Annotated in this window: 18 protein-coding genes and 1 pseudogene; 13 read left to right on the plus strand and 6 right to left on the minus strand. The window is 45.1% G+C overall.

All coding sequences use genetic code 11. The features are described from left to right. The first annotated feature begins 28 nt into the window (after nt 1–28). On the plus strand, nt 29–1,477 hold the full coding sequence (gene gnd, locus AB4209_RS16320; RefSeq protein ID WP_017059712.1) for a decarboxylating NADP(+)-dependent phosphogluconate dehydrogenase: 1,449 nt from the start codon (nt 29–31) through the stop codon (nt 1,475–1,477). 132 nt (nt 1,478–1,609) lie between these two features. Here the strand turns inward: gnd and AB4209_RS16325 are convergent. Beyond that, a pseudogene (locus tag AB4209_RS16325) lies at nt 1,610–2,770 on the minus strand (HD-GYP domain-containing protein). Between the two features lie 428 nt (nt 2,771–3,198). Here AB4209_RS16325 and AB4209_RS16330 point away from each other — a divergent pair. Next, a complete protein-coding gene (locus AB4209_RS16330) occupies nt 3,199–3,612 on the plus strand; it encodes a VF530 family DNA-binding protein (RefSeq protein WP_010438513.1) in 414 nt (137 codons plus the stop codon). Nucleotides 3,613–3,745: 133 nt separating this feature from the next. On the opposite strand, the gene AB4209_RS16335 is transcribed toward AB4209_RS16330, so the two are convergent. The 5 genes from AB4209_RS16335 to AB4209_RS16355 all read right to left on the minus strand — a co-directional run bounded on the left by AB4209_RS16335 (nt 3,746) and on the right by AB4209_RS16355 (nt 8,391). Then, entirely contained in the window at nt 3,746–3,937 is a 192-nt protein-coding gene (locus tag AB4209_RS16335) for a hypothetical protein (RefSeq protein WP_017066914.1), read from the minus strand. Between the two features lie 255 nt (nt 3,938–4,192). Further along, the gene (locus tag AB4209_RS16340; protein ID WP_017062287.1) at nt 4,193–4,951 is read right to left on the minus strand and encodes a sulfite exporter TauE/SafE family protein; all 759 of its coding nucleotides are present in this window, start codon (nt 4,949–4,951) and stop codon (nt 4,193–4,195) included. Nucleotides 4,952–5,143: 192 nt separating this feature from the next. Beyond that, the gene (locus AB4209_RS16345) at nt 5,144–6,664 is read right to left on the minus strand and encodes a tripartite tricarboxylate transporter permease (RefSeq protein WP_012603793.1); all 1,521 of its coding nucleotides are present in this window, start codon (nt 6,662–6,664) and stop codon (nt 5,144–5,146) included. A 10-nt stretch (nt 6,665–6,674) separates the two neighbouring features. Then, nucleotides 6,675–7,175, minus strand: a complete 501-nt coding sequence (locus AB4209_RS16350; RefSeq protein WP_372056490.1) for a tripartite tricarboxylate transporter TctB family protein — start codon at nt 7,173–7,175, stop codon at nt 6,675–6,677. 244 nt (nt 7,176–7,419) lie between these two features. Next, nucleotides 7,420–8,391, minus strand: a complete 972-nt coding sequence (locus AB4209_RS16355; protein WP_004733595.1) for a tripartite tricarboxylate transporter substrate binding protein — start codon at nt 8,389–8,391, stop codon at nt 7,420–7,422. A 449-nt stretch (nt 8,392–8,840) separates the two neighbouring features. Here AB4209_RS16355 and AB4209_RS16360 point away from each other — a divergent pair, with 449 nt between their 5' ends. The 11 genes from AB4209_RS16360 to AB4209_RS16410 all read left to right on the plus strand — a co-directional run bounded on the left by AB4209_RS16360 (nt 8,841) and on the right by AB4209_RS16410 (nt 24,851). After that, nucleotides 8,841–12,014: an HD domain-containing phosphohydrolase gene (locus AB4209_RS16360; RefSeq protein WP_372056492.1), complete on the plus strand. Its 3,174-nt coding sequence runs from the start codon at nt 8,841–8,843 to the stop codon at nt 12,012–12,014. Nucleotides 12,015–12,404: 390 nt separating this feature from the next. Further along, entirely contained in the window at nt 12,405–13,124 is a 720-nt protein-coding gene (locus tag AB4209_RS16365) for a GntR family transcriptional regulator (RefSeq protein ID WP_017071741.1), read from the plus strand. Nucleotides 13,125–13,224: 100 nt separating this feature from the next. Continuing rightward, the gene (gene prpB / locus AB4209_RS16370; RefSeq protein ID WP_065682186.1) at nt 13,225–14,121 is read left to right on the plus strand and encodes a methylisocitrate lyase; all 897 of its coding nucleotides are present in this window, start codon (nt 13,225–13,227) and stop codon (nt 14,119–14,121) included. A 146-nt stretch (nt 14,122–14,267) separates the two neighbouring features. Then, nucleotides 14,268–15,482, plus strand: a complete 1,215-nt coding sequence (gene prpC, locus AB4209_RS16375; protein ID WP_372056494.1) for a 2-methylcitrate synthase — start codon at nt 14,268–14,270, stop codon at nt 15,480–15,482. 101 nt (nt 15,483–15,583) lie between these two features. After that, nucleotides 15,584–18,220 carry a Fe/S-dependent 2-methylisocitrate dehydratase AcnD gene (gene acnD / locus AB4209_RS16380; protein ID WP_372056496.1) on the plus strand — a complete coding sequence of 879 codons (2,637 nt, stop codon included), beginning with the start codon at nt 15,584–15,586 and terminating at the stop codon, nt 18,218–18,220. A gap of 9 nt (nt 18,221–18,229) precedes the next feature. Continuing rightward, nucleotides 18,230–19,402, plus strand: coding sequence for a 2-methylaconitate cis-trans isomerase PrpF (gene prpF / locus AB4209_RS16385; RefSeq protein ID WP_372056498.1), 1,173 nt, complete (start codon nt 18,230–18,232; stop codon nt 19,400–19,402). 118 nt (nt 19,403–19,520) lie between these two features. After that, nucleotides 19,521–21,425, plus strand: a complete 1,905-nt coding sequence (locus tag AB4209_RS16390; RefSeq protein ID WP_372056500.1) for a propionyl-CoA synthetase — start codon at nt 19,521–19,523, stop codon at nt 21,423–21,425. 147 nt (nt 21,426–21,572) lie between these two features. Further along, the gene (locus AB4209_RS16395) at nt 21,573–22,019 is read left to right on the plus strand and encodes a hypothetical protein (protein WP_050648228.1); all 447 of its coding nucleotides are present in this window, start codon (nt 21,573–21,575) and stop codon (nt 22,017–22,019) included. A 236-nt stretch (nt 22,020–22,255) separates the two neighbouring features. Further along, entirely contained in the window at nt 22,256–22,657 is a 402-nt protein-coding gene (locus AB4209_RS16400; protein ID WP_017062298.1) for a glycine zipper domain-containing protein, read from the plus strand. Nucleotides 22,658–22,872: 215 nt separating this feature from the next. After that, on the plus strand, nt 22,873–23,352 hold the full coding sequence (locus tag AB4209_RS16405; protein ID WP_017062299.1) for a GNAT family N-acetyltransferase: 480 nt from the start codon (nt 22,873–22,875) through the stop codon (nt 23,350–23,352). Between the two features lie 86 nt (nt 23,353–23,438). Next, complete coding sequence (locus AB4209_RS16410; RefSeq protein WP_102393499.1) at nt 23,439–24,851, plus strand: NUDIX domain-containing protein; 1,413 nt, start codon at nt 23,439–23,441, stop codon at nt 24,849–24,851. Nucleotides 24,852–24,921 lie beyond the last annotated feature (70 nt).

Here is a 24,921-nt window from a genome sequence, read left to right on the forward strand (position 1 = left end):
TGCGAATAGCCGCAAGGAGATATAAATAATGAAAGGTGATATCGGTGTAATTGGCCTAGCAGTAATGGGTCAGAACCTTATCCTAAACATGAACGACCACGGCTTCAAAGTTGTGGCTCACAACCGTACTGCTGCGAAAGTAGACGAGTTCCTAGAAGGCCCAGCTAAAGGTACTAACATTGTTGGTGCTTACTCTCTAGAAGAGCTAGTTGAAAAGCTAGAAGCGCCACGTAAAGTGATGCTTATGGTTCGTGCTGGTGACGTTGTAGACACGTTCATCGAAAACCTAATCCCACTTCTAGACGAAGGCGACATCATCATTGATGGTGGTAACACTAACTACCCTGACACTAACCGTCGTGTAGCGCATTGTCGTGAGAAAGGCATCCACTTCATCGGTACTGGTGTATCTGGTGGTGAAGAAGGTGCTCGTTTCGGTCCTTCAATCATGCCAGGTGGCGCGGCTGAAGCTTGGGAAGCGGTTAAGCCAATCTTCCAAGGTATCTCTGCAAAAACTGACGCTGGCGAGCCTTGTTGTGACTGGGTTGGTAACGACGGTGCTGGTCACTTCGTTAAGATGGTACACAACGGCATCGAATACGGTGACATGCAGCTTATCACTGAAGCATACCAGTTCATGAAAGATGGCCTAGGTATGTCTGCTGACGAGATGCAAGCAGTATTTGCTGACTGGAACAAGACTGAGCTAGACAGCTACCTAGTTGAAATCACTGCTGACATCCTTGGCTACAAAGATGAAGACGGTGAAGCGCTAGTTGAGAAGATCCTAGACACTGCAGGCCAAAAAGGTACTGGTAAGTGGACTGGTATCAACGCACTAGACCTAGGTATCCCACTAACTCTAATCTCTGAGTCTGTATTCTCTCGTTGCCTGTCTGCTCTTAAAGACCAACGTGTTGAAGCTGAAGCTTTGTTTGAGAAGACAATCACTCCAGTTGAAGGCGACAAGCAAGAGTGGGTTGATGCACTACGTCAAGCTCTACTGGCTTCTAAGATCATCTCTTACGCTCAAGGTTTCATGCTAATGCGTGAAGCATCAAACGAAAACGGTTGGGACCTAAACTACGGTAACGTAGCACTAATGTGGCGTGGTGGTTGTATCATCCGTTCTGCATTCCTAGGCAACATCCGTGATGCGTACGAAGCAAACCCAGACATCGCGTTCCTAGGTTCTGACGAGTACTTCAAAAACATCCTACAAGGCAGCTTAGTAGCATGGCGTAAAGTAGCAGCGAAATCTCTAGAGTCTGGTATCCCAATGCCATGTACGATTTCTGCGCTATCTTTCCTAGACGGTTACACAACTGCACGTCTACCAGCGAACCTGCTTCAAGCTCAACGTGACTACTTCGGTGCTCACACTTACGAGCGTACTGACCGTCCACGTGGTGAATTCTTCCACACAAACTGGACTGGTACAGGCGGCGATACTGCTTCTACAACTTACGACGTATAATCGTTAGTTAGAATCAGTTAAGAACCTTGTTGTTCTTATTAGCTGTAAACTAGAAAACAAAAGGATGCCAACTGGCATCCTTTTTTGTTGGTTCTGCAAGAGAGTCACAGACAGCAAATTTAATACAACCCGTTAAGCGAGTGCAGCTTGTGGACTTTGCATATCACTGTATTGCTCTCGTATCGACATGAAGTAATCAAGGTTTTGCTTCAGCGCAGAGACGCACTCTGGATCAAACATCAACCCTGTATGCGCTTCAATGTAGTCCATTACCTTAGATGCTGACCATGCGTGTTTATAAGCTCGTTTACTCAGTAAAGCATCGAACACATCCGCTAGCGTTACAATTCTTGCCTCCAGTGGAATCGCTTCTCCAACGAGCGCATCTGGCAACCCTGAGCCATCAAACCGTTCATGATGGTGACGTACAATATTCTTGATGAACTGAACTTCTTCGCTACACATTGAGCTGTGGTGGGAAAGGGCAACCACGTCATCAATCATCTCTTCGCCATATATCGTGTGATTGTTCATGATGTTTCTTTCTTCTTCCGAAAAACGCTCAGTACTGAAGAGCACTTTGTCTGGGATTCGGTACTTCCCTATGTCGTGAAACGGGGCATACAAGCGAATGCGGTGAACGAATTGGTGGGTAATCTCATTGTTACTGTGCGAAAGCGTACGTGCGAGCTGTTCGCTGTATTTTCCCATGCGAATCAGATGCTCTTTGGTTTCAGGATCGCGTGCGTGCCCCATGTTTAGGGCGATGGCTAATGAGGACTGAAAATGTCTCTGGCGTTCGAAGAGTTGCACAAACAGGTTCGAAATCGCTTGGGTGAGGTAGGCGATGTCGCTTTGTATTGTCTGCTTAGCAAAAAAGTCAGTGCATGAGGCGTTGATGAAAACGAACCCAAGGTTACTCTCTTGGTAGTGGATTGGAGTGGTATAGCTACTTTGGTGACCAAGCTCGAGTAGATGAGAGATTTGTTTAGTCGGATTCATCAAAGAGAGGTCATCAACAATTCTTGTTTCCAATGATTCAGCCAGACGACTCAACGCAGAGTTGGGTTTGATCTCCTGTTCGATGTAATGATGCTTGGCGTTTTGGCACAGTGAATCCGATACAAAATAATTCGATGCTTTATTTTCACTGCACAGCACCACGGATAGCCGAGATAATATGGGGTAGTGTTCACGAGCTAGCTAGAAGAGATCATCGACTATGGCGACGATGTCTTTGTCTTGGGCCGCTGCTCTACTGAAATGGGAGTAGTCAAACATGTGGCAAGCCAACCTTTAATTATAATTATGCTACTGTTTAATCGGGTTTTTTACCGTTTCGATATTCAATAAAACCATAGCACTGTGTTATTAAAATGTAATACTGCGTACTGAAAAACTTTAATGTCATCACTAAATATATGGCTTTTGCATACGGTTACCGTAGGTTTTGTTAAGTTAAACCAGTCTCATAATCTTTAAGGGGAAATTTTGTTCACAGAATGTCTTAGTCTGTATAGCGAGCTAAGGTAGGGTATTAAGTGACCAATTCGAAATTAATTTCAAAGATAAATAGGATAACGAGTATGCTTTATGCCATCATAAAGGCATAAATAAGGGCAATGGATGTAATGCCCAAGTGATTGAGCTAGAAATGGTCAGTGATGACGGTGTTCTAGAGTAAATTCAAGGCCTTTAGTTGCCTTGAAAAAGGTAATGTTATGACTGAAGAAGAAAGAATCGAACTGCAACAAAATAACCCGCTACACGGCTTAAAGCTTGAAACCATGATCACTGAATTAGTGGATCATTATGGTTGGGAAATTTTAGATGCGGCAATGCGTATGAACTGCTTTAACACTAAGCCTACAGTGGCAAGCGCAGTTAAATACCTGAAGAAAACCGAATGGGCTCGTGAGAAGGTTGAAAACTTCTACCTTTACCGTTTCAAGCGCATGCCTAAAGCATCGGACATCGAATACCAGATGCCTCCGCGTTCACGTACATTCCGCCATGGGCTAGAGCCTCGTGAGCCGATGGAACTAACGGTTGAGTCTATCCATGCCTCTCAAGCTAAAGCTGCGTCTGCATTTAAAGAGCGCCGTGGCGGTAACGGTCGTAATTTCCGTCGTTAACAAGAAGACGTCGCTAGAAAGAACCGTCGCTAAATAAGGCGTCGGCGATTAGCACGGCTAATTAGATAAGCGAAAAACACAAAAGGAGCCTATGAGCTCCTTTTTTAATTCGTTCGATTTAAACCGTAAATGGCTAAGCTTCGCGGTTCTTTCTTTGATTCTTCCAAAGATCGGTGACATAAACGATTGCACTGATAAGTAAGAATAGCGCTGACACAGAAAACAGAGCGGGCATTTTTAGGATCCACGCGAATGTGGCAGCAAGAAAAGCGACAAAGCAAATGAGTCGACTTGATGACATGACATGACCGAGTTTAATGTTCATAACGCCTCCTAATGAAGTCTCACTTTCGACAGGAGAAGTATCCCACCCTTGGAAAAATAAAGGCTAAAAAACAGTCTAAATTGTTATCAAATTTACTAATTAAAGGACTCGTCTCACACATATCGACACGGTTATTTTATAAGTAATAAAATAGCGAGATAGGTAATGCGAGAGTCAGCTTTCCCGCTGTGTTTTCCAGTTAGAATTAGATTCAGTTTCGGGTTTAATTAGTGTCAAACCGACTTAGCATAAAACCTAGTTATTATAGAAAAAGTAAGCGGTGATTAAGAAACTCGCGATGATCACTGTATTACGAACATATTGTTGTGGGATGCGGCGAGAGACTTTTGCTGAATAATAACCACCAACCAATGTACCCAATAATACAGCCATGCCAGACGGCCAATTAATCGAACCATTTACGATAAAAAACACGATCGCTGCGAGGGAAGCACACGCGGACACGAGCAGTTTGATGCCATTCATCACGTTGATGTTGGTGTAACCAGCCAGCGCCAAATAGCTCAATGTCACAATGCCCAAACCTGCATTAAAATACCCACCGTAGATACAGACAATCAAAAGTAATAAAGCGGAAAAGAATGCGCCTGCGCTAGTGGCGTGCTTATGTTTTGCTGTAGCTTGTTTAAGCCATTTATTGAGCGTGCCGCCAAACGTGAAAAGCAGAGCAGCATACAGCAACAGCCAAGGGACAGATTGAGTGAACAGAGCTTCTGGTGTGTGCAGCAGTAAAAATGCCCCGATACCACCGCCAATCACACATAAAGCTATAGTCAGTTTTAGCTGCTTAGTACCAGATTGAATTTCGTGGCGCAGAGCGTAGGCTCCGCTAATGTATCCAGCACACGAAGCAAAGGTATTGGTCGCGTTGGCTGCTATTGGTGGAACGCCAGCAAATAACAAAGCAGGGAAAGTGATGAAGCTGCCGCCACCCGCAATGGAGTTAAGCACACCGCCAACCACCCCTGATAAGAATAGAATCAACCAATCCATAGTTTTAGAATCCAATACGTTAACTAACTGGTTACCTTACTTGAATTTGTTATGAATATCAGCGCCATGTGTGTTGTAAAGATAGGTTTGTGAGTTTGCTACCATCTTTAACCGCTGGTTTTAATTGAGGCTTTAAATGAAAAAAGGAGCCAATGGCTCCTTTCGTTGAGGTTTAGTTGATTCGATAAAGCTTTACACTTCTACTGGCTTCGCTCTAAAACTCTTAAATAGTTTCACTAGAATCGGGCTAGACAGCACCAATACCGCCAGAATAGTGAAGGTCATCGTAATAGGGCGTTCCCATAAGAAGTTCAACTCACCATCGCTGATCATCAATGCTCGTCTTAAGTTCTCTTCCATCAAGCCGCCCAATATGAAGCCTAACAGTAATGGTGCCAATGGGAAGTTGGCTAGCCTTAATGCTATCGCAGCCATCGCTACCAGTAGCATCACAAATACGTCCATCGTGTTGAATGACACCAAGTACACGCCAGTGATTGAGAAGAAGATAATCATTGGCAGTAGAACCGTTCTAGGTACCGCTAGCAGTTTAGAAATATAAGGGATTAAAGGCAGGTTTAAGATAACCAGTACGATGTTGCCAAAGTACATAGAAATGATCACTGACCAAAATACATCTGGGTGTTCAACGAACAAGCGAGGACCAGGCTGAATACCGTAGGCAATCAATGCACCAAGCATAATCGCAGTTGTACCAGAGCCCGGAATACCCAGCGTTAGTAGCGGAACGAATGAACCACTTGAAGCGGCGTTGTTTGCTGATTCAGGAGCAACAAGACCACGGATACTGCCTTTACCGAACTCTTTCTGCTTGTCTTTTGGCGCGAGGCTACGCTCCATACCGTAGCTTAGGAATGCCGCAATAGTGGCACCTGCGCCCGGTAGAACACCGGTAAAGAAACCGAGAATAGAAGATCGAATTGAAACTGGTGCCACTTCTTTGAACTCTTCTTTGGTGACCTTCATGCTACCAATATCCGACATCTTTTGGCTTTCTTCCGCGCTGGTGTCTTGCTCTGGTTTTAGAATACCCATCAAGGTTTCACCCAGTGCGAATGTTGCCATCGCTAATAATAGGAAGCTAAAGCCATCCATCAGATCCGTAAGGCCAAAAGTGAACCGTTCAACGCCAACACCTTTGTCGATACCTACAGTTGATAGCATCAAACCAAGAATAGTCATCATCCATGCCTTGATTACCTGACCTGGGCCCGCAAACGCCGCTACTGCCGATAAACCTAATAGCATCAACGCAAAGTAGTCTGAAGACTGGAAGCTCAGTGACACGCTTGCTAGAGCCGGTGCGGCAATCAAAAGCATGATTGCTGACAGCGTACCGCCAGTGAAAGAAGAGTAAGCCGCGAGAGCAAGTGCTTTACCTGCTTGGCCTTTTTGAGCCATCGGGTAGCCGTCAAACGCGGTTACTACCGTTGAAGAACAACCCGGAGCATTGATTAAGATGGATGACGTGGAGCCACCAAATACAGCGCCGTAATACACACCAGCCATCAAGATTAGGCCAGAAGAAGGGTCTAGGCCGTATGTAATAGGGATCATCAACGCGATTGCTGAAATTGGACCTAACCCCGGTAGCATACCGATGAAGGTACCCACGAAACAGCCCACAATTACCATCATGATGTTCATTGGCATCACAGCGGTAGAAAGTCCTTGTAAAATTCCGTCTAACATAATGTTATCCCTACCAAAGAGTGAAGATTAAACCAGGCTCTAGGTAGATATCTAAGCCTTGAGTTAATAAAAGAAAGAACGCGATAACGAAAGGAAACGACGCGCCAAATAAGACAGCTTTGCGGCGCTCACCCAGTAGGTAAAAGCCTGCAAGTAAGAAGAAGCTGGTTGCTAAAACAAAGCCAAGATAAGTCAGTCCAACACCGTACAGAGCCATTAACACCAAGAAGCCAATAAGCAGTTTCCAGTTCAGCGGCTTAGTGTCGCATGTAACTTTTTTATCCGGCTGTCCGGTTATAAGCAGGATCAACGAAAGGCCAATGCCGATAAACGTTAGCAGGATAGGTAAGGTTCTTGCTGTGAAGGGTTCGTACTCGTCACCGGGGAACAGAGGAATCAGCGTGGTTTGGTAGCCATAGCATAAACATGCAAGCATAAAGAGCATGGCTCCGATGCGATCCTTCGAAAGCAAAGATTCCTTACTCAGAAATTTGGTTGGTAAGTCCGACATATCCAACTCCATTTGGGGTGGTATAAAAAGTAAAAAAGCCGTACATGAGCGAGTCAATGAATGTCTGGGATCACTAACCAAAGGTAAGCGAATTACGGTACTGGTTTATCAGCCACTTGCGTTTACAACGAATCGGCAAGCGTTAGTAATACGTCTACGAATAAACAAAGGAGTTTGAAGTTAACTCATGCACGGCGAAACAAGGAAAGAGTAAGAGGGCACATAAGCCCTCTATGGTTGTTGGTTATTTCAAGAAACCAAGCTCACGCATTAGGTCGCCCATCTGTTTTTCTTGATCTTCTAGGAAGGCGTAAAAATCTTTGTCAGCTTTGTAGTTGTCGATCCAACCGTTACGGTCACGAACCACTTGCCACTCATCGGTTTTGTACATTTTGCCAAGCGCTACATTCCACTCGTCGATCTTCGCTTGGCTTGTGCCAGGTGCTGCAAAGAAACCACGCCAGTTAGCGAATACGGTTTCGTTGCCGTACTCAGTCAGTGTTGGGATATTAGGTGCCGCATCAAGACGTTTTGGTGCCGTTACTGCCAATACTTTTACTTGGCCTGATTTAGACATCTCTAGCACTTCACCAAGGCCTGTCGAAAGCAGTTGTGTTTCGCCAGATAATAGAGCCGCCATTGCTTTACCGCCAGCATCGTAGGCAATGTAACGTACTTTTTTAGCATCAAAACCTTCGCCTTTGAACGCTGCCGCAACCACAAGGTGGTCCATGCTGCCACGAGCTGAACCACCAGCAATTTTCACTTTACGTGGGTTGGTTTCGAATTCTTTAACGACGTCTTCCCAAGTGTTGTACTTAGAATCCGCAGACGCGACGATTGCACCGTAATCGGCAATGGTTGCTGCTACAGGAGTTAGGTCGCGGAATGATTGTGGGAAGATCCCCGTTAGTGAACGAACAACGATAGGCGTTGAGTTCACCATTAGCGTGTCTTCTTGGCGTTGAGCCGTCTCGATTAGGTGAGCAATCGCTTTACCGCCGCCACCACCAGAAAGGTTTTGGAAAGAGACATTTTCTACGATGTCTGATTTCACCAATACATCACCCGTACCACGAGCTGTCATATCCCAACCGCCACCAGCGCCGCCAGGGATTAGGAAGTGGATTTTTTCTACGTCAGCAGCAAAAGTGTTGAAAGAAAAGGTTGCTGCGATAATAGAAGCCGCAAGAGTAGGTTTCAGTGCCTTGAACATGGTTCACGTTCCTTATGTAGGGGATCTCTTCAATGGAGAGAAACTTATGTTTTATATCCAGCTACTAAATACACGAATAGGGTATTGCTTAGTAGATGACGTTAAAGTTAACGGTGTGTTAACGAAATGTCTGTAATGCGGCGATATTGAGAATAAAGAACATTGGATTAATATTGTTCATAAAGTTCACGGGGACGTGGCTGTAGGATTCTTCTAGCAATAATAACTAGGTTTTTCTTGAGTTTATGTGAACATTTTTTTGATTGTTGGTCGCTTTATACTGCTGTGTATCATTAAAGAGGGTACTTATTGCGACACAAAGAGTGATATGGAGAGGCGCTCTTTAATATATAGAATAATATGTTGCTAGGTGTGCAGTGCTACTGTAATAATATGATTATAGCTGGCACGTTACATTTCTGAGCTAGTGGTTATTCAAGGATCGAATAATGACAGACAAAAAAATTTCGTTACGATTTACTGTTGGAGGAATGTTTTTACTCGCGACATTTCTTACCGCTGTTGTTGCGGTTTCACTGCAATATTACTTCAGTAAAAAAATGGCGACTGAGAATACCCTATCAAAGTTGACGATGGTGTCCCAAGAGCTGAGTAACTATATCGGCGCGGTTGATTCTGACGCAGCCAATACCGCGCGTTTACTTTCTTCAGTGAAACGTTCTATAAGTAACAAAATATCGAAAGAAGAGTCGCGTACTATTCTTTCAGAAGCAATTAAAGATAACCCTCTCTTTTATAGTATTTACATTGGCTCGTCTAATGAAAACTTCTTCCAAATTATTAATCTAGAATCTGCCCCTGTCGTTAGAGAAAAAATCGGTGCACAACAAAAGGACCGTTGGGTTGTGGTTGAGATTCATAATATAGGGGAGGAGCGCGTCCGTACGACGAAATATTTTGACCAAGAGTTTACGCTAAGAAACTCAACTACGGAGCAGAGCAACTACCTTCCAACAACCAGGCCTTGGTATGTTTCTGCCAATGTTCAGTCGGTCGAAAAAACTCAGCCATATCTTTTCCAGCATTTACAAATTACCGGGCAAACTTATTCTTTAGCGTTTGATTCGAAAATCGAATCTGAAGTTCAACATGTGATTGGTATTGATATTGTGTTGTCTTCTTTAGCTAGCAAACTATCAGGTACGGCGCTTGGCTTAGCAGAAGACAGTAAGGTTGAGTCTTTCTTATATTCGAAATCGGGTAATATTATTGCGTCTAACCTCAAGGTTAACAATCAGGAATCGGAGTTTGATGTATCAACATTGATGCTATCGTCTGAGCAGCAAGCCTTGATTAACGATACCCCTCCGCTGTTAGTGTCTAATCAAAATGATTGGGGGCCGATGGACTTTTCAGTGGCGGGAAAACCAAACGGCTATGCGATAGACCTTCTTAAAATGATTGGTGAGATGACAGGGATCAGGTTTGAATTTGTTAATGGTTTCTCTTGGGGCGAGCTTGTCAGTAAGTTTCAAGAAGGAAGTATTGATGGCCTGCAATCGGTTCAACATTATAAAAATAATGGCATAGATGGCCTATACACGACTCCAATTTATGAATTGCCATTTTCTATCGTGACAAGGGTCGGCGCGAAGGTTGTCACTAATTATGCCGAGCTTGAGGGTAAAAAAGTTGCCATTTTATCTGGGTGGTCAATTATTCCTAAGTTGAGAGAGGATTTTCCGAACATTGATTTAGTTGAATTTGAAAACCTAGAGTCTGCATTTAATTCAATTGAAAGCGAAGAGAACTTTGCTTTCTTAGAAGCAGAACCCGTACTCTCGTTTGCATTAGATAGGTTTTTCCAGCCAGGCCTTGTTGTCAATGGGACTCTAGAAGATCTAAAACAGAACTACTCAAACCAATTCCATTTGGTGCTGCAGAGCAAGCATAAACAATTGCTCCCAATCATTGATCAAGCTATCAGTAAGTTAAGTGGTGAACAACTTGATGCCTTAGCGAAAAAGTGGCTGCATGATACCGGCTTTAATACGAATACGACGGTTCCTTATACTGAACTTTATGATTTGACTAAGGAAGCAACGGTTGAAGGCAGTATGGTAAGGGTAGAGTTGAATGGCGAGATCAAGCATCTCTATTTAAAGAAAATAGACACGGGCGAACACTACTCTGAGTATTTTGCGGTATTGATTCCCGAATCTGAAGTCTTCAGTACAGTCAATAAACGTCTAGCAACCTCTGTTGGTGTAACGGTGTTACTGATGAGTTTGACGTTGCCTATTGCTTGGGTTTTTGGTGCGCCGATAGTGCATCCAATTCGCCAATTAGAGGAAGAGACTCATAAGGTTAAGCTGCGTGATTATGACAACGTGACAATTCTTGATACTCGAATCAAAGAAGTGTGGGAATTATCTGTTGCTGTAAAAGATATGGCTATGGAGATTAAACGACATGAACAGATGCAAGAGGCGTTTGTTGAGTCGTTTATCAAGCTCATCGCTCAAGCGATCGATGATAAGTCCGCTTATACGGCAGGGCATTGTAATCGTGTACCAGAACTCGGCTTGATGCTGGCTGACGCGGCGGAACAATCGCAGTCTGAGCACTTCAAAGACTTTGAGTTTAAAAATGATGACGAACGCCGTGAGTTTAGAATTGCGGCTTGGCTTCATGATTGTGGCAAGATCACGACACCGGAACACATCGTCGATAAAGGTACGAAGTTAGAAGCGAACTACAACCGAATCCACGAGGTGAGAACTCGATTTGAAGTACTTTGGCGTGATGCGGAAATCACCGCTTTGAGAAAACAACTTGATGGTACGCTATCAACGCAACTGATAGCCGATGAACTTACGGCAACGAAGCAGCAGCTACAAGATGACTTTGCCTTTATCGCTACGTCGAACGTTGGTGGTGAGTTCATGAGTGATGACAAAGTCACTCGTATTCGCTCGATAGCTGAGACGACCTGGACGCGTCACTTTGATGATCAACTTGGTCTATCACCGATAGAGGCAATGAATCGAGAGCCGAGTTCAAGTTTACCAGCCACAGAACCACTTTTGAGTGATAAGCCAGAGCACATAGTGAAAAGAGATAGGCCGTTAGAATTTGACCCGAAACATCAAATTAAAATGGATGTGCCTGAGCACTTATACAACCTAGGCGAAGTCTACAATCTGAGTATTGCACGCGGTACATTGACTGCTGAAGATAGATTTAAGATAAACGAGCACATGCTTGGCACGATTAAGATGCTTGAGAACCTGCCATTCCCGAAAGAGCTAAGTCGTGTTCCTCGCTACGCTTCAACTCACCATGAAACACTTAAAGGTACAGGGTATCCAAGGAAGCTGACTGGTGATGACCTCTCAATCCCAGAACGTATTCTGGTGATCTCTGATATTTTTGAGGCATTAACCGCTGCAGATAGGCCTTATAAGAAGGCTAAGCCAATCAGTGTTGCTGTCGACATCATGTATAAAATGGCATTGGACGAGCATCTCGATATCGAACTGTTTAGATTGTTCTTAACCAGCGGCACTCACCTGCGTTATGCAGAAGAGTATCTGAAGCCGGAACAAATTGATTTCGTTGATATCAGCAAATACCTAGATGTTACTCGTCAGATTGCTTGAGTAAAGGTGGCTTGTTAGAACGGGGTCTATGAATGAAAGGCGCACATGAGTGCGCCTTTTTTATATCTGTTTATCGGTGAACAGGTAGATCGACACAAAGTGCTCTGCGTTTGTCAAGTCTGTCTATAAGTTGTCGACACATTGGTTTCGAGTGATTTTAGGGTAGGGAAGGGTTTAGCGGCTCTTTCTTTGCTTAAATCGATAAATAACAAGTGGTTGAATTGTTTTTAGTGTCCTTTTAAGTAAGTTTTTATCGCCTATAGAAAGTACTACCTTAGTCTAAATTGTCGACAATTTGCTTGATTGTCGACAATTTAATCGTGTATTTTATGTTCATGTTATGAAATTGTTGACAGTTAGGGTCGGCAATCAGAAGTGAGCAGCGTGAATATGAATACTGCGATAAAAGATCTCACCTTAAGTGCAAACACGAAAACACGTGTGAGCGACAAAGAAAACACCAAGTCGGAAAATCTGACTGAGTACCTCGTTGAGGCGATTGTTAACGGTGAATTAGCACCGGGCAGTAAGATCTCGGAGCCTGAACTGGCTAAACGCTTCGAGGTAAGTCGAGGTCCATTACGTGAAGCGATAATGCGTGTGGAAGGACTTGGCCTGATAGAACGTATTCCACATGTTGGTGCGCGAGTTATTACTTTTTCTGCAGACAAACTGCTAGAGCTTTACGCGGTGCGAGAGGCATTGGAAGGCATGGCGGCTCGCTTAGCAGCGCGACATATTACACAAGAAGAGCTTATCGGGCTTGAAGGATTATTGTCGACACACTCAAAGCACATCGATGAAGTCGAAGGTTCTTCTTACTTTCATCAACATGGGGATTTTGATTTCCATTACCGCATTATCAAAGCGAGTCGTAACAGCAAACTCATTTCGCTGCTGTGTGATGAGCTTTATCACCTATTACGCATGTATCGCTATCAATCGCCTAGGGCTCAGTCTCGACCAAAAGAGGCGCTCGATGAACACAAATACATCCTACAAGCGATTCGTAATCGTGATGAAGAGCTAGCAGAAATGCTAATGCGACGACACATCTCGGGTAGTCGATTGCTTATAGAACAACAAATTCAATCCAAAGATCTTGATTAAGCGACCATTGGAACCTGTCAGCAGATCAGTGCTGGCGATAATCAAAAGCCGTAAGTCTTAAAGATTAGCTAGAAATAAACAATTAACAGGGAGCGTCATTATGAAGTTATCAGCAGGAGCTAAGTTCCGACAAGCTGTGCAAGACAACGAGCCATTGCAGATCGTCGGTACGGTGAATCCGTATTGCGCGATGATGGCAAAGAACTTAGGGCATCAGGCGATCTATTTGTCGGGTGGAGGTATCGCCAATGCGTCTTATGGTTTGCCTGATTTAGGTATTACGACATTGAACGATGTGTTGGTGGATGTTGAACGTATTACCAACGCGTGTGATCTGCCATTGCTGGTGGATATCGATACGGGATTTGGTGGCGCATTCAATATTGCACGTACCATTCGTGCTATGGAGAAGGCAGGCGCAGCAGCAATCCATATGGAAGACCAAGTGGCCCAGAAACGCTGTGGTCATCGACCAAATAAAGCGATTGTAAGTCAGCAAGAGATGGTCGATAGAGTCAAAGCGGCAACCGATGCTAGAACCGATGACAGCTTTGTGATTATGGCGCGTACGGATGCATTGGCGGTTGAAGGCATTGATAGCGCAATTGAGCGAGCGATAGCTTGTGTTGAAGCGGGCGCAGACATGATCTTCCCTGAGGCGATGAATCAACTCGACCAATACGTGAAGTTCTCGGCAGCTTTGAAATCAGCAACGGGTAAGCATGTGCCTATTCTCGCGAACATAACTGAATTCGGGCAAACGCCACTTTACAACTGTAATGAGTTAGCGCAATCGAGTGTCGACATGGTGCTTTACCCATTGAGTGCGTTCCGTGCGATGAATAAAGCGGCTGAGAATGTTTACAAGCACTTGTTAGTTGAAGGCAATCAGGAAGCTCTGTTGGATTCAATGCAAACCCGTAAAGAGCTTTACGAACACCTTAATTACCACGACTACGAGAACAAGCTTGATCAGTTGTTTTCAAGTGAAGGGTAAACCAGTTTCAATTAATCAAAAATCAACTTAATCCAATAACGTGAAATGGTTAGTCGCCATATCCAGTACCGATGATAAAGATCATCGGACACATAAACAGGCAGCACCAAAGAGTGCAGGCGGCTAACACAGAAAAGGAGTTCACCATGTCTGTATCTTTGAGTGATAAAGCAGCTGTCGAAAAGGCTTCAACAGAAAACCAACAACAAAGCGAAAAACCCGAAATCAAACCAGCTAGCGCACCTGCAATCGGTGGTGCTGGTCTACGTGGCCAAAGTGCGGGAACCACCGCGCTATGTACCGTAGGCCAGTCAGGAACGGGTTTAACTTATCGTGGTTACGATATTACCGACCTTGCTAATCATGCTCAGTTCGAAGAAGTGGCGCATCTGCTACTAAGGGGTCACTTACCCACTGAAAAAGAGCTCGATGATTATAAAATATTGTTGGTTGGTCTGCGCGGCTTGCCTCAACCTTTGAAAGCAGCACTAGAGCTTATCCCAGCAGACGCTCATCCAATGGATGTGATGAGAACGGGTTGTTCAATGTTAGGTAATCTAGAGCAAGAGTCTGACTTCTCCGAGCAACTGCCTGCGACTGAACGAATGCTCGCGCTTTTCCCTGCGATTATTTGTTATTGGTACCGCTTTAGCCATGATGGCGTGCGCATTGACACTGAAGATCAAAGCGAAGCATGTCTGGGTGGTTACTTCTTGAAGATGCTAACGGACAAAGCACCGAGTGAACTGCATAAGAAGGTAATGCACTGTTCGCTAATGCTTTACGCAGAGCATGAGTTTAACGCATCTACTTTTGCTGCCCGTGTCTGTGCATCAACACTGTCAGATATTCATTCGTGCGTTACAGCAGCAATTGGCACACTAAGAGGTCCTTTACATGGCGGTGCGAATGAAGCGGCAATGGAAATGATCCAAGATTGGAAATCCGCTGATGAAGCAGAAACTAACATCATGCAGATGCTTGCTAACAAAGACAAAATCATGGGCTTCGGTCATGCTATTTATCGTGAGAGCGATCCACGAAACGCTCTAATCAAGCGTTGGTCAAAAGAGTTAGCTCAAGAGGTGGGTGATGAACAGCTTTATGCCGTGTCTGAGCGTGTTGAAGCGGTTATGAAGCGAGAGAAAGGGTTGTTCTGTAATGCTGACTTCTTCCATGCATCGGCTTACCACTTCATGGACATCCCAACCAAATTGTTTACTCCTATCTTCGTGATGAGCCGCCTTACTGGTTGGACGGCACACGTATTCGAGCAAAGAGAAAACAATCGCATCATTCGTCCAAGTGCAGACTACACCGGGCCAGAGCATCAAGACTGGCTACCAATCCATTTACGTTAGTCCTCTATATCGAGCCGACTTATATCTCGAGGTGACTTTTCTCTTCATGTGATAAGGCCTCGAGAACCAACGAATAGAATTTAACAGATAATGGTGGATGTATGTCTGATGTAAAACTTGAAAGAAACCAAGAGCTTGATGAAAACAAGTATCGAAAGGTTTTACCGGGAACGGGTTTAGAATATTTCGACGCTTGCGAAGCGGTAGAAGCAATATCCCCGGGCGCTTATAAAACCTTGCCTTATACGTCGCGAGTGTTGGCAGAGCAATTAGTAAGACGCTGTGATCCTGAAACCCTTGAAGACAGCTTAAAACAGATCATTGAACGCAAGAGCAACTTAGATTTTCCTTGGTATCCTGCGCGAGTGGTGTGTCATGACATTCTAGGTCAGACCGCTTTAGTTGATTTAGCTGGCTTACGCGATGCAATTGCCGACCAAGGCGGAGACCCTGCCAAGGTGAACCCAGTGGTCGAAACTCAACTGATTGTTGATCACTCTTTGGCAGTGGAACATGCCGGGTTTGATAACGAAGCATTTGATAAAAACCGCGCGATTGAAGAGCGCAGAAACGAAGACCGTTTTCACTTTATCGAATGGTGTAAAACCGCGTTTAAAAACGTGAGTGTGATTCCTGCGGGTAATGGAATTATGCACCAGATTAACTTGGAGAAAATGTCTCCAGTGATTCAATCTAAAGAAGGAATCGCGTTTCCTGATACCTGTGTCGGCACCGACAGTCATACTCCTCATGTTGACGCTCTGGGTGTTATTGCAATAGGTGTAGGTGGTTTGGAAGCTGAGACTGTGATGCTCGGTCGCCCGTCAATGATGCGTTTGCCTGATATTGTGGGCGTTAAACTGACTGGTCAACGACAAGAAGGGATAACCGCAACGGATATTGTGCTCGCAATAACGGAGTTCCTTCGCAATGAGAGAGTGGTTTCAAGCTATTTGGAATTCTTCGGTGAAGGCGCGCGTGCACTGACCATTGGTGACCGTGCGACTATATCTAACATGACGCCAGAATACGGCGCGACAGCAGGTATGTTCTATATCGATGAACAGACCATACAATACCTAAAGCTGACAGGACGCGAGCCTGAACAGGTTGAGTTAGTTGAGCTATACGCTAAGCAAACTGGCTTATGGGCCGATGATTTAGATTCCGCTCAATACGAACGTGTGCTTGAGTTTGATTTGTCTAAAGTTGAGCGCAACCTTGCAGGGCCATCCAATCCACATCGTCGTTTACCAACCAGTGAACTTGCCAAACAAGGCATCAGCCAAGCTTCTTGGAAAGAGCAACACGCTGAACAATATTCTGATGAACAAATGCCAGATGGTGCCGTGATCATTGCGGCGATTACTTCTTGTACCAATACCAGTAATCCAAGAAACGTGGTCGCCGCGGCATTGGTGGCTAAGAAAGCCAATCAACTTGGATTAGTTCGTAAGCCGTGGGTAAAAACGTCATTCGCGCCGGGCTCTAAAGTTGCCAAGCTCTATCTTGAGTCGGCAGGTTTGCTACCTGAGCTGGAAAAGCTAGGCTTCGGTATCGTCGGCTATGCGTGTACTACCTGTAATGGTATGAGCGGAGCCCTAGATCCTGCTATCCAACAAGAGATCATCGACCGCGACCTGTACTCTACCGCTGTGTTATCGGGGAATCGAAACTTTGATGGTCGAATCCATCCTTATGCCAAACAAGCGTTTTTAGCCTCACCGCCATTGGTGGTTGCTTACGCGTTGGCTGGCACGATTCGCTTTGATATCGAGAAAGACAGCTTAGGCACCGACAACAATGGTAAGCCAATCTACTTAAGTGATTTATGGCCGAGTGATGCCGAGATCGATGCCGTTGTCGGTGAGCACGTTAAGCCTCAGCAATTCCAACAAATCTACGTGAAAATGTTCCAGCCAGACGAGGAACAGGTGACGACTGAACCGCTTTATGACTGGCGACCTCAAAGTACCTATATTCGCAGACCACCTTATTGGGAGGGGGCTTTGGCGGGAGAACGAAGCCTATCTGGTATGAGACCTTTAGCGATTCTGGGTGACAACATCACCACAGATCACTTATCCCCTTCAAATGCGATTCTCGCTTCGAGCGCTGCGGGGGAATACCTCACCAAAATGGAAGTGCCGGAAGAGGACTTTAACTCTTACGCGACCCATCGAGGCGATCACTTAACCGCGCAACGAGCAACATTCGCCAACCCTAAGCTGTTTAACGAAATGGTGAAGGACGTTGGAGAAGTCGTGCAAGGTTCATTGGCAAGAGTTGAACCCGAGGGGCAAGTTACGCGAATGTGGGAAGCGATAGAAACCTACATGAACCGTAAACAGCCTTTGATTGTCGTGGCGGGTGCCGATTATGGACAAGGTTCATCACGTGACTGGGCAGCCAAAGGTGTGCGTCTAGCGGGTGTTGAAGTGATTGTTGCCGAAGGCTTTGAACGAATTCACAGAACCAACTTGGTTGGCATGGGTGTTCTGCCTCTTCAATTCAAAGCGGGAACGAATCGCGACACCTTAGAATTGGACGGTACCGAGCTTTACGACGTTTATGGTGACATTCAAGCAGGTTCTGATTTGGCTCTAGTCATCACTCGTAAAAACGGTGAAAAGCTTGATGTTCCTGTGACCTGCCGACTAGACACGGCAGACGAAGTGAATGTGTACAGCGCTGGTGGCGTATTGCAACGTTTCGCCAAAGACTTTCTTGCAAATTAGGAGCTAGTTATGAACATCAAACAGATAAAAGTACCTGCTACCTATATGCGGGGCGGAACAAGCAAAGGTGTCTTTTTCAACTTAAGTGACTTACCTGAAGCTGCGCAAGTTGCCGGAGAAGCTCGAGACGCATTACTTCTGCGCGTGATTGGTAGTCCAGATCCTTATGGCAAACAAACCGACGGCATGGGCGGTGCAACATCCAGTACCAGTAAAACCGTTATTGTTTCGAAAAGCAGTAAAGCCGATCACGATGTTGATTACTTATTCGGCCAAGTAGCAATTGACAAGCCGTTTGTCGATTGGAGCGGTAACTGCGGCAATCTGTCTGCTGCCGTAGGTCCATTTGCTATTCATAGTGGCCTAGTCGACTCGAATCGTATTCCAGAAAACGGTGTGGTCGAGGTGCGAGTATGGCAAGTGAACATAGAGAAAACCATTATTGTTCATGTACCTATCGCTGGTCGCGAAGTTCAAGAGTTAGGTGATTTTGAACTCGACGGTGTGACTTTCCCCGCCGCTGAGATCCAAGTTGATTTTCTAGACCCCGCCGATGCGAGTGGCTCTATGTTCCCAACAGGGAATGTTGTCGATTTTTTAGATGTTCCCGATCTGGGTTGCATCAAAGCGACATACATTAATGCTGGGATACCCACCATTTTTGTTGATGCTGAATCGGTTGGTTACCAAGGCACTGAACTTCAATCAGATATCAATAGTGATACCAAAGCCTTGGCTCTGTTTGAATCCATACGAGCACATGGTGCAGTAGCAATGGGTCTTATTGATTCTTTAGAACAAGCTGAATCACGTCAACATACACCTAAAGTCGCGTTTGTTGCTAAGCCTCAAGCGTACCAAGCTTCCAGTGGTAAATCGGTTGCTGTCGAAGATACTGACCTTCTGGTGCGTGCTTTGTCTATGGGGCAACTGCACCATGCCATGATGGGTACGGCTGCGGTTGCTATTGCTTCAGCGGCAAGTGTTCCTGGCACCTTAGTGAACTTGGCAGCCGGTGAGGGAAGTCGTGATTTCGTGACCTTTGGACACCCGTCAGGAACCTTAAAGGTAGGTGCGAAAGCGCTGCAGGCCGAAAGTGGGTGGAAAATAGAGAGGGCGATTATGAGTCGTAGTGCCCGAGTGATCATGGAAGGTGCCATTCGTGTGCCTTTTCCCAAGTAAAGCGATTGTCGTGAACGGTTAAATGTTCACGAATACAACGCTGAGAAAAGAGTGCACCCAAGTGAAACTGTTAAAAGCTAGTCGCTTGGACTAATGGATAAATCATGGAGGAGGCACTATGTCTGCTACGAATCGAATGACTAGAAAAACAGATTACATCACCGAGTATCAATGGGCGAGGGAAGACCCAAATTCGTTTTGGGAAACACAATCACAAGCGATAGATTGGTTTGAACCACCAAAAACGATATTACAAACTGACGATAACGGTATTGAACGTTGGTTTCCTGATGGGGTGATGAACACTTGCTGGCTCGCGTTGGATTATCATTGTGAAAATGGGCGAGGTGACAATACCGCACTGATTTACGACTCTCCAGTTACAGGAACTCAATCCTCGTACACTTACAATCAATTGCGTAACCAAGTGGCTAAAGTCGCAGGTATGTTAGCCACGCAAGGCGTTACCAAAGGCGATCGTGTGGTGATCTACATGCCAATGATTCCTGAAGCGGCAATGGCAATGCTGGCTTGTGCTCGACTAGGCGCGGTGCATTCGGTGGTGTTTGGTGGGTTTGCTCCTCATGAGCTTGCCGTTCGTATCGAAGATGCTGAACCGAAGGTCTTGATTACTGCATCCTGTGGTGTCGAGATAAATAAAGTCCTGCCATATAAGCCGATGGTCGACAGAGCGATCATGGACAGTCGTTGGAAGCCTGAGAAAGTGGTGGTATTCCAAAGAGAGCAGTCTCTAGCCGAATTGAACAATGAACGCGATGTACTTTGGCAACAAGCGGTTAGCGATGCATTGCCTCATGTGTGTGTGCCTGTTCTAGCAACGGACCCACTATATATATTGTATACATCAGGGACGACGGGTAAGCCAAAAGGCGTGGTTCGTGACAATGGTGGTCACGCGGTCGCAATGAAATACTCGATGAGCACTATTTACGATATGTCGCAAGATGGTGTGTTTTGGGCGGCTTCTGATGTCGGCTGGGTAGTGGGGCATTCCTACATTGTGTATGCGCCATTGATTCATGGCTGTACGACCATTTTGTTTGAAGGCAAGCCAGTACGAACGCCAGATCCCGGCGCATTCTGGCGTGTGTGTGAAGAGTACAACGTCGATGTGTTATTTTCCGCTCCAACGGCATTTAGAGCAATCAAGAAAGAAGATCCTGAAGGCGAGTTGCTCACCAAGTATGACTTATCATCGCTCAAGTCGATTTTCATGGCTGGTGAGCGCTTAGACCCGCCAACATTGGATTGGGTTGAGTCTCATACTAATAAGCCGGTTATCGATCATTGGTGGCAAACCGAAACGGGTTGGGCTATTTCTGCCAATCCAACAGGGCTTGAATCTTTGCCTGTAAAAGCGGGTTCGTCAACCAAGCCAGTACCCGGTTACCAAGTGGAGATCCTCAATGAGTTGGGTGAAATCGCACAAACGAATCAACAAGGGTTTGTGGCACTTAAACGACCATTGCCGCCTGGTTGCTTACCCACGGTATGGCGCAATCATGATCGGTTTGAATCGGGCTATTTGAGCCAATTCCCAGGCTATTATGTTTCTGGGGACGGTGGCTATCTCGATGAAGATGGGTATCTATTTATCATGGGCCGTATCGACGATGTGATAAACGTAGCGGGACACCGTCTGTCGACGGGAGAAATGGAAGAGATTGTGGGTGGTCACCCAGCCATTGCAGAATGTGCGGTAGTCGGGATTCATGATGACTTAAAAGGGCAGCTACCTCTTGGTTTAGTTGTGCTGAAAGATGGCGTAAAAGTCGATGGTATTGAGTTACAAGCGGAGTTGGTTGGCAAGGTTCGCAATGAGATTGGCGCGGTCGCCTGTTTTAAGCAAGCCTTGGTTGTTGAGAGATTACCTAAGACGCGCTCAGGTAAGATCTTACGTAGAACGATCCGGCAGATCGCAGAAGGTGAACAATATGTGGTGCCTTCAACTATTGACGACCCTACCAGCTTAACTGAAATTGCTGAAAAGCTCGGCAAATAGACGTCGCAGTTTAGGTAATCTCACCTTCGGCTTGTTGATTTATACATAATCCGGCGTGATGGTTTACCTAAACTCTACTTTATTCATCCGCTTATCCATTGCGTTTACTATGACCTTATTATGAATCCCACATATTGAGGTCTTTTTATGCGAGCTTACTTTTTGTTGATTGCTTTATTGGTCAGTGGTGCTGCTAGTGCCAGTATTTCAAAGGATGAAGCGAGTAGAGCGTTGTTAGAACCTTTGAGTCATCCCAAGGTATTTAAATGTGTATCAAAGACTGGCGTCGATCTCTATCAAGCGGTTTTTGATATTGGTGTGGGATATGAAGCCGACCCTATTAACTCGAAGATGATCGTTAATTCAAGGAAAGGCCGCTACGAATATCAAATCTTAGGCGCAGTAAGGTCTGAAAGAGCTGGTGAAATTGTCGTGTTAACTCGCCATGTGGGAGACGGTGTTAAAGTTGCGGCTATGATTGATGACGAAAATGGCAAGATACTGGGGATCGGCGATAAAAATCATTATCGAGATTGTGGTGTTAGGCCACCACCTAGCGTAGCAAACATGCAAAACTTTTGGTCTAAAGGCTAAGAGATATGTGAAAGGCAAGAATTATAGAGAAAGCGCGATTGAGGCGACCTTATTGGTCGCCTTTTTTGTTGGTGAGGATAAAGCGAGCTCAAAGCTATATATCATTAATCAGTTATGCGATGGCTGAATAATACATAGCTGAACATGATGTATCGTCTAAACGTGGCTTTATTTATCTCATTAACGGCTCTGCTTAAGATGGTTCTACTCAAAACGAAGAACTAAGCGAGACTCCTATGAAATTCACTAAACCTTTTCTTTTAGCGACACTGATTGTGACTCTTTCTGGTTGCGCATCACCAGCAATGGATAACGAAAATGAGAATGCCGCACGTAATCGTGGTGCGGTAGGTGGTGCTTTATTAGGAGCAACAGCCGGCGCTCTAACTGGAGATGCGAGTTTAGCCGTTAAGGGCGCTGCATTAGGTGGTGTGACCGGTGGTGTTGCGGGTTCAATGAAAGATACGGACGATGCAAGAAACGCACAACGAACCCAAGTTACTGCTGATGGTCTAGCGCAAGACAATCGCACTGATGCAGAAAAGCGAGTTGCGGAAGTAGAGGCGGAAATTAAGCTTATTGAACTGGAACAACAGCTTGCTGATCTCAAAGAAGAGAAAGAAGATAACGGTGCATAAAGCTGAAGCTACAGCAAAAGCCACAGCAAAAACCATAGCTTCGATATTCGTTTAATTCAAAATCATTCAAACAGAATGGCCACGTAATGTGGCCGTTTTTGTATCTAAAATACACACTTCAAACAATGAATTAATTCAATAACTTGTATAGATACTCACGGCAAGTAAACTAGACTCAGTTTAGATATTAATTTGGTTTGAGAAGCGCAATAGTCATGAATGTCACCTTAAGGGCCGCAAAGCACGCGGATTTGGAACAACTTAACGAGTTAATGTTCGATCTCCACCATTATCACCACCTTGCTAGCCCAGAGCACTTTAAAACGGCAGAAGAGATTGAGCAGGAAAAAAGCATTGCACGATACTTGGATGACCCTGAATGTTTGGTTTATGTGGCATTAAAAGGTGAGCTCATTGTTGGCTTTATCTCTGGGCATTTTTGTGAGCTTATCTCAACGGTCAGCAAACCAGTGCCGATGGGAAGTGTCGATGAACTGTTTGTCTTGCCTGATTATCGAAAAGAATCGATTGCTGAAAAGTTGTTTAACAAAGTTGAAAGTACTTTTGATGATTATGGGGTTGAACAAGTCTTTGTAGAAGTTTGGGACTTTAACTCGCCTGCCAAGGACTTCTATCAAAAAATGGGGTTCACACCTCACATTCAATGGATGAGGAAGGCTTTGCACAAAACGTAGACAGCGATTTTGTGTGGCTTTGATTACAATAGTTCAACTGCAACAGCAGTCTTCAATATTCTTCTATTATTTTTTAGGTAAACTCGTTGGTTATTCGATATTTATTAGTTTTCATACTGTCTCTTTTGAGTACTACTTCCGCTTGGGCAAACGACACTTTGCCCGATCATATCGCGGGCGCCTTGTGTGTAGTACGTGCTGATAACCAAATCGTGTTGGTTGATGAGTTGATCACCGGTCAATTGTCTCTACCGGGAGGCACTGTTGTTTCAGGTGAGCCGCCAGCCGTCGCGGCGCAACGTGAAACGTGGGAAGAGGCTGGTTTGTCGGTAACGGTCGGTGATGTGCTAGGTTATACCGACAGTGCCGTCGTGTTTGATTGTATTTCTGACTCTGAAGTGATCAGTTACAAGGCTCGAAATGAGTTAGGTGGCTTTGAGCTGCCGATTTGGTTTGCTCCTCATTATGGCGTGGAAGTCAGCCGAGCGATGTTACTTCCTCCTACTGAATTGCAAGATCACCAATACCGCTACCCAGAACAGTGGTCTGAGATTAACGAGCTGTTTTTATCTGCGACAGATCAACCGGTGACGTATGTGACTGAGCTGGTGGGCGCGGCACCCAAAGTCCATCAAGTTGAATTAAATTGGATTGTGTCACTTCAAAACACGTTCGATAAGATGCCAAGCGTATTTGCGAATACTGTGCTTTTGACTGACTTGTTGGCCAAGCCATGGGTCTTCATTGTGCTATTGCCGTTAATTGCTTGGTACTTTGGCCGTAACTTCGCGTTGAAGTTTGGCTTCACTTTGATCTCGGTGACACTACTTACTTTAATCGCGCACCAAGGTTTTGGTTTTCCACGTCCACACGCTTACATGCCAACATTGAAACTGGTGATGAGCAGTGGGTATAGTTTTCCAAGTCTGTTGGCTGCCTTGTGGGTCAGTTTAACCTTGTTAGTCTTTTGGAAACTAAAGCGCCTCTTGGAGCAAAAATCGATTCTGATAGTGCTCGCTGGCCTGCTGTGGATCATGCTATTTAAGTCTTATTCAGGCAGTGCGTTTTTTAGTGATGTATTAATGGGTGGTGTATTAGGCGCTTTAACGACGTGGCATATCGTGAGATTAGACGCGAAACCGGATGTTGATATTAGCGCCTTATTGAGTTCTAAAGGTGTTTGGTGGGCATTGTGCTTACTGTCGATTGTTCTGACGGTGATATGGCCACTGCCAACATTCTCATTCTGGGTGGCGATTTTGATGACGATTGCATGCCTAGTGACGTTAACAGACTCGAAACCTTTGGTTGGTCAGTTCTCATTCAAGATCGTTCTTGGAGTGATGGCGATGTTGTTAGCGGGAAATCTGCTGATTAGCTGGGCTGGAAGCTTTGTCTCTTTCAGCGGTATTGCTTCATTTATTGTTGAAACGTTACGTTTCCCAATCTTGATTCTGTTTGGTGTGGTGGCATTTCGTCTGCCATGGAAAAGAGAGTAAGCGACTCGACTAACACAAAATCAAAAAGGCTGTGCAGTGCACAGCCTTTGTCATTGTGCGCCGAGCATGG

Source organism: Vibrio sp. 10N.286.48.C11, from assembly GCF_041469805.1.
Classification (GTDB): Bacteria; Pseudomonadota; Gammaproteobacteria; order Enterobacterales; family Vibrionaceae; genus Vibrio; species Vibrio crassostreae_C.

Excerpts from the sequence above, each read along its gene's own strand:
- gnd (WP_017059712.1), top strand. The coding sequence starts at position 29 with ATGAAAGGTGATATCGGTGTAATTGGCCTAGCAGTAATGGGTCAGAAC.
- AB4209_RS16330 (WP_010438513.1), top strand. The coding sequence starts at position 3,199 with ATGACTGAAGAAGAAAGAATCGAACTGCAACAAAATAACCCGCTACAC.
- AB4209_RS16335 (WP_017066914.1), bottom strand. The coding sequence starts at position 3,937 with ATGAACATTAAACTCGGTCATGTCATGTCATCAAGTCGACTCATTTGC.
- AB4209_RS16340 (WP_017062287.1), bottom strand. The coding sequence starts at position 4,951 with ATGGATTGGTTGATTCTATTCTTATCAGGGGTGGTTGGCGGTGTGCTT.
- AB4209_RS16345 (WP_012603793.1), bottom strand. The coding sequence starts at position 6,664 with ATGTTAGACGGAATTTTACAAGGACTTTCTACCGCTGTGATGCCAATG.
- AB4209_RS16350 (WP_372056490.1), bottom strand. The coding sequence starts at position 7,175 with ATGTCGGACTTACCAACCAAATTTCTGAGTAAGGAATCTTTGCTTTCG.
- AB4209_RS16355 (WP_004733595.1), bottom strand. The coding sequence starts at position 8,391 with ATGTTCAAGGCACTGAAACCTACTCTTGCGGCTTCTATTATCGCAGCA.
- AB4209_RS16360 (WP_372056492.1), top strand. The coding sequence starts at position 8,841 with ATGACAGACAAAAAAATTTCGTTACGATTTACTGTTGGAGGAATGTTT.
- AB4209_RS16365 (WP_017071741.1), top strand. The coding sequence starts at position 12,405 with ATGAATACTGCGATAAAAGATCTCACCTTAAGTGCAAACACGAAAACA.
- prpB (WP_065682186.1), top strand. The coding sequence starts at position 13,225 with ATGAAGTTATCAGCAGGAGCTAAGTTCCGACAAGCTGTGCAAGACAAC.
- prpC (WP_372056494.1), top strand. The coding sequence starts at position 14,268 with ATGTCTGTATCTTTGAGTGATAAAGCAGCTGTCGAAAAGGCTTCAACA.
- acnD (WP_372056496.1), top strand. The coding sequence starts at position 15,584 with ATGTCTGATGTAAAACTTGAAAGAAACCAAGAGCTTGATGAAAACAAG.
- prpF (WP_372056498.1), top strand. The coding sequence starts at position 18,230 with ATGAACATCAAACAGATAAAAGTACCTGCTACCTATATGCGGGGCGGA.
- AB4209_RS16390 (WP_372056500.1), top strand. The coding sequence starts at position 19,521 with ATGTCTGCTACGAATCGAATGACTAGAAAAACAGATTACATCACCGAG.
- AB4209_RS16395 (WP_050648228.1), top strand. The coding sequence starts at position 21,573 with ATGCGAGCTTACTTTTTGTTGATTGCTTTATTGGTCAGTGGTGCTGCT.
- AB4209_RS16400 (WP_017062298.1), top strand. The coding sequence starts at position 22,256 with ATGAAATTCACTAAACCTTTTCTTTTAGCGACACTGATTGTGACTCTT.
- AB4209_RS16405 (WP_017062299.1), top strand. The coding sequence starts at position 22,873 with ATGAATGTCACCTTAAGGGCCGCAAAGCACGCGGATTTGGAACAACTT.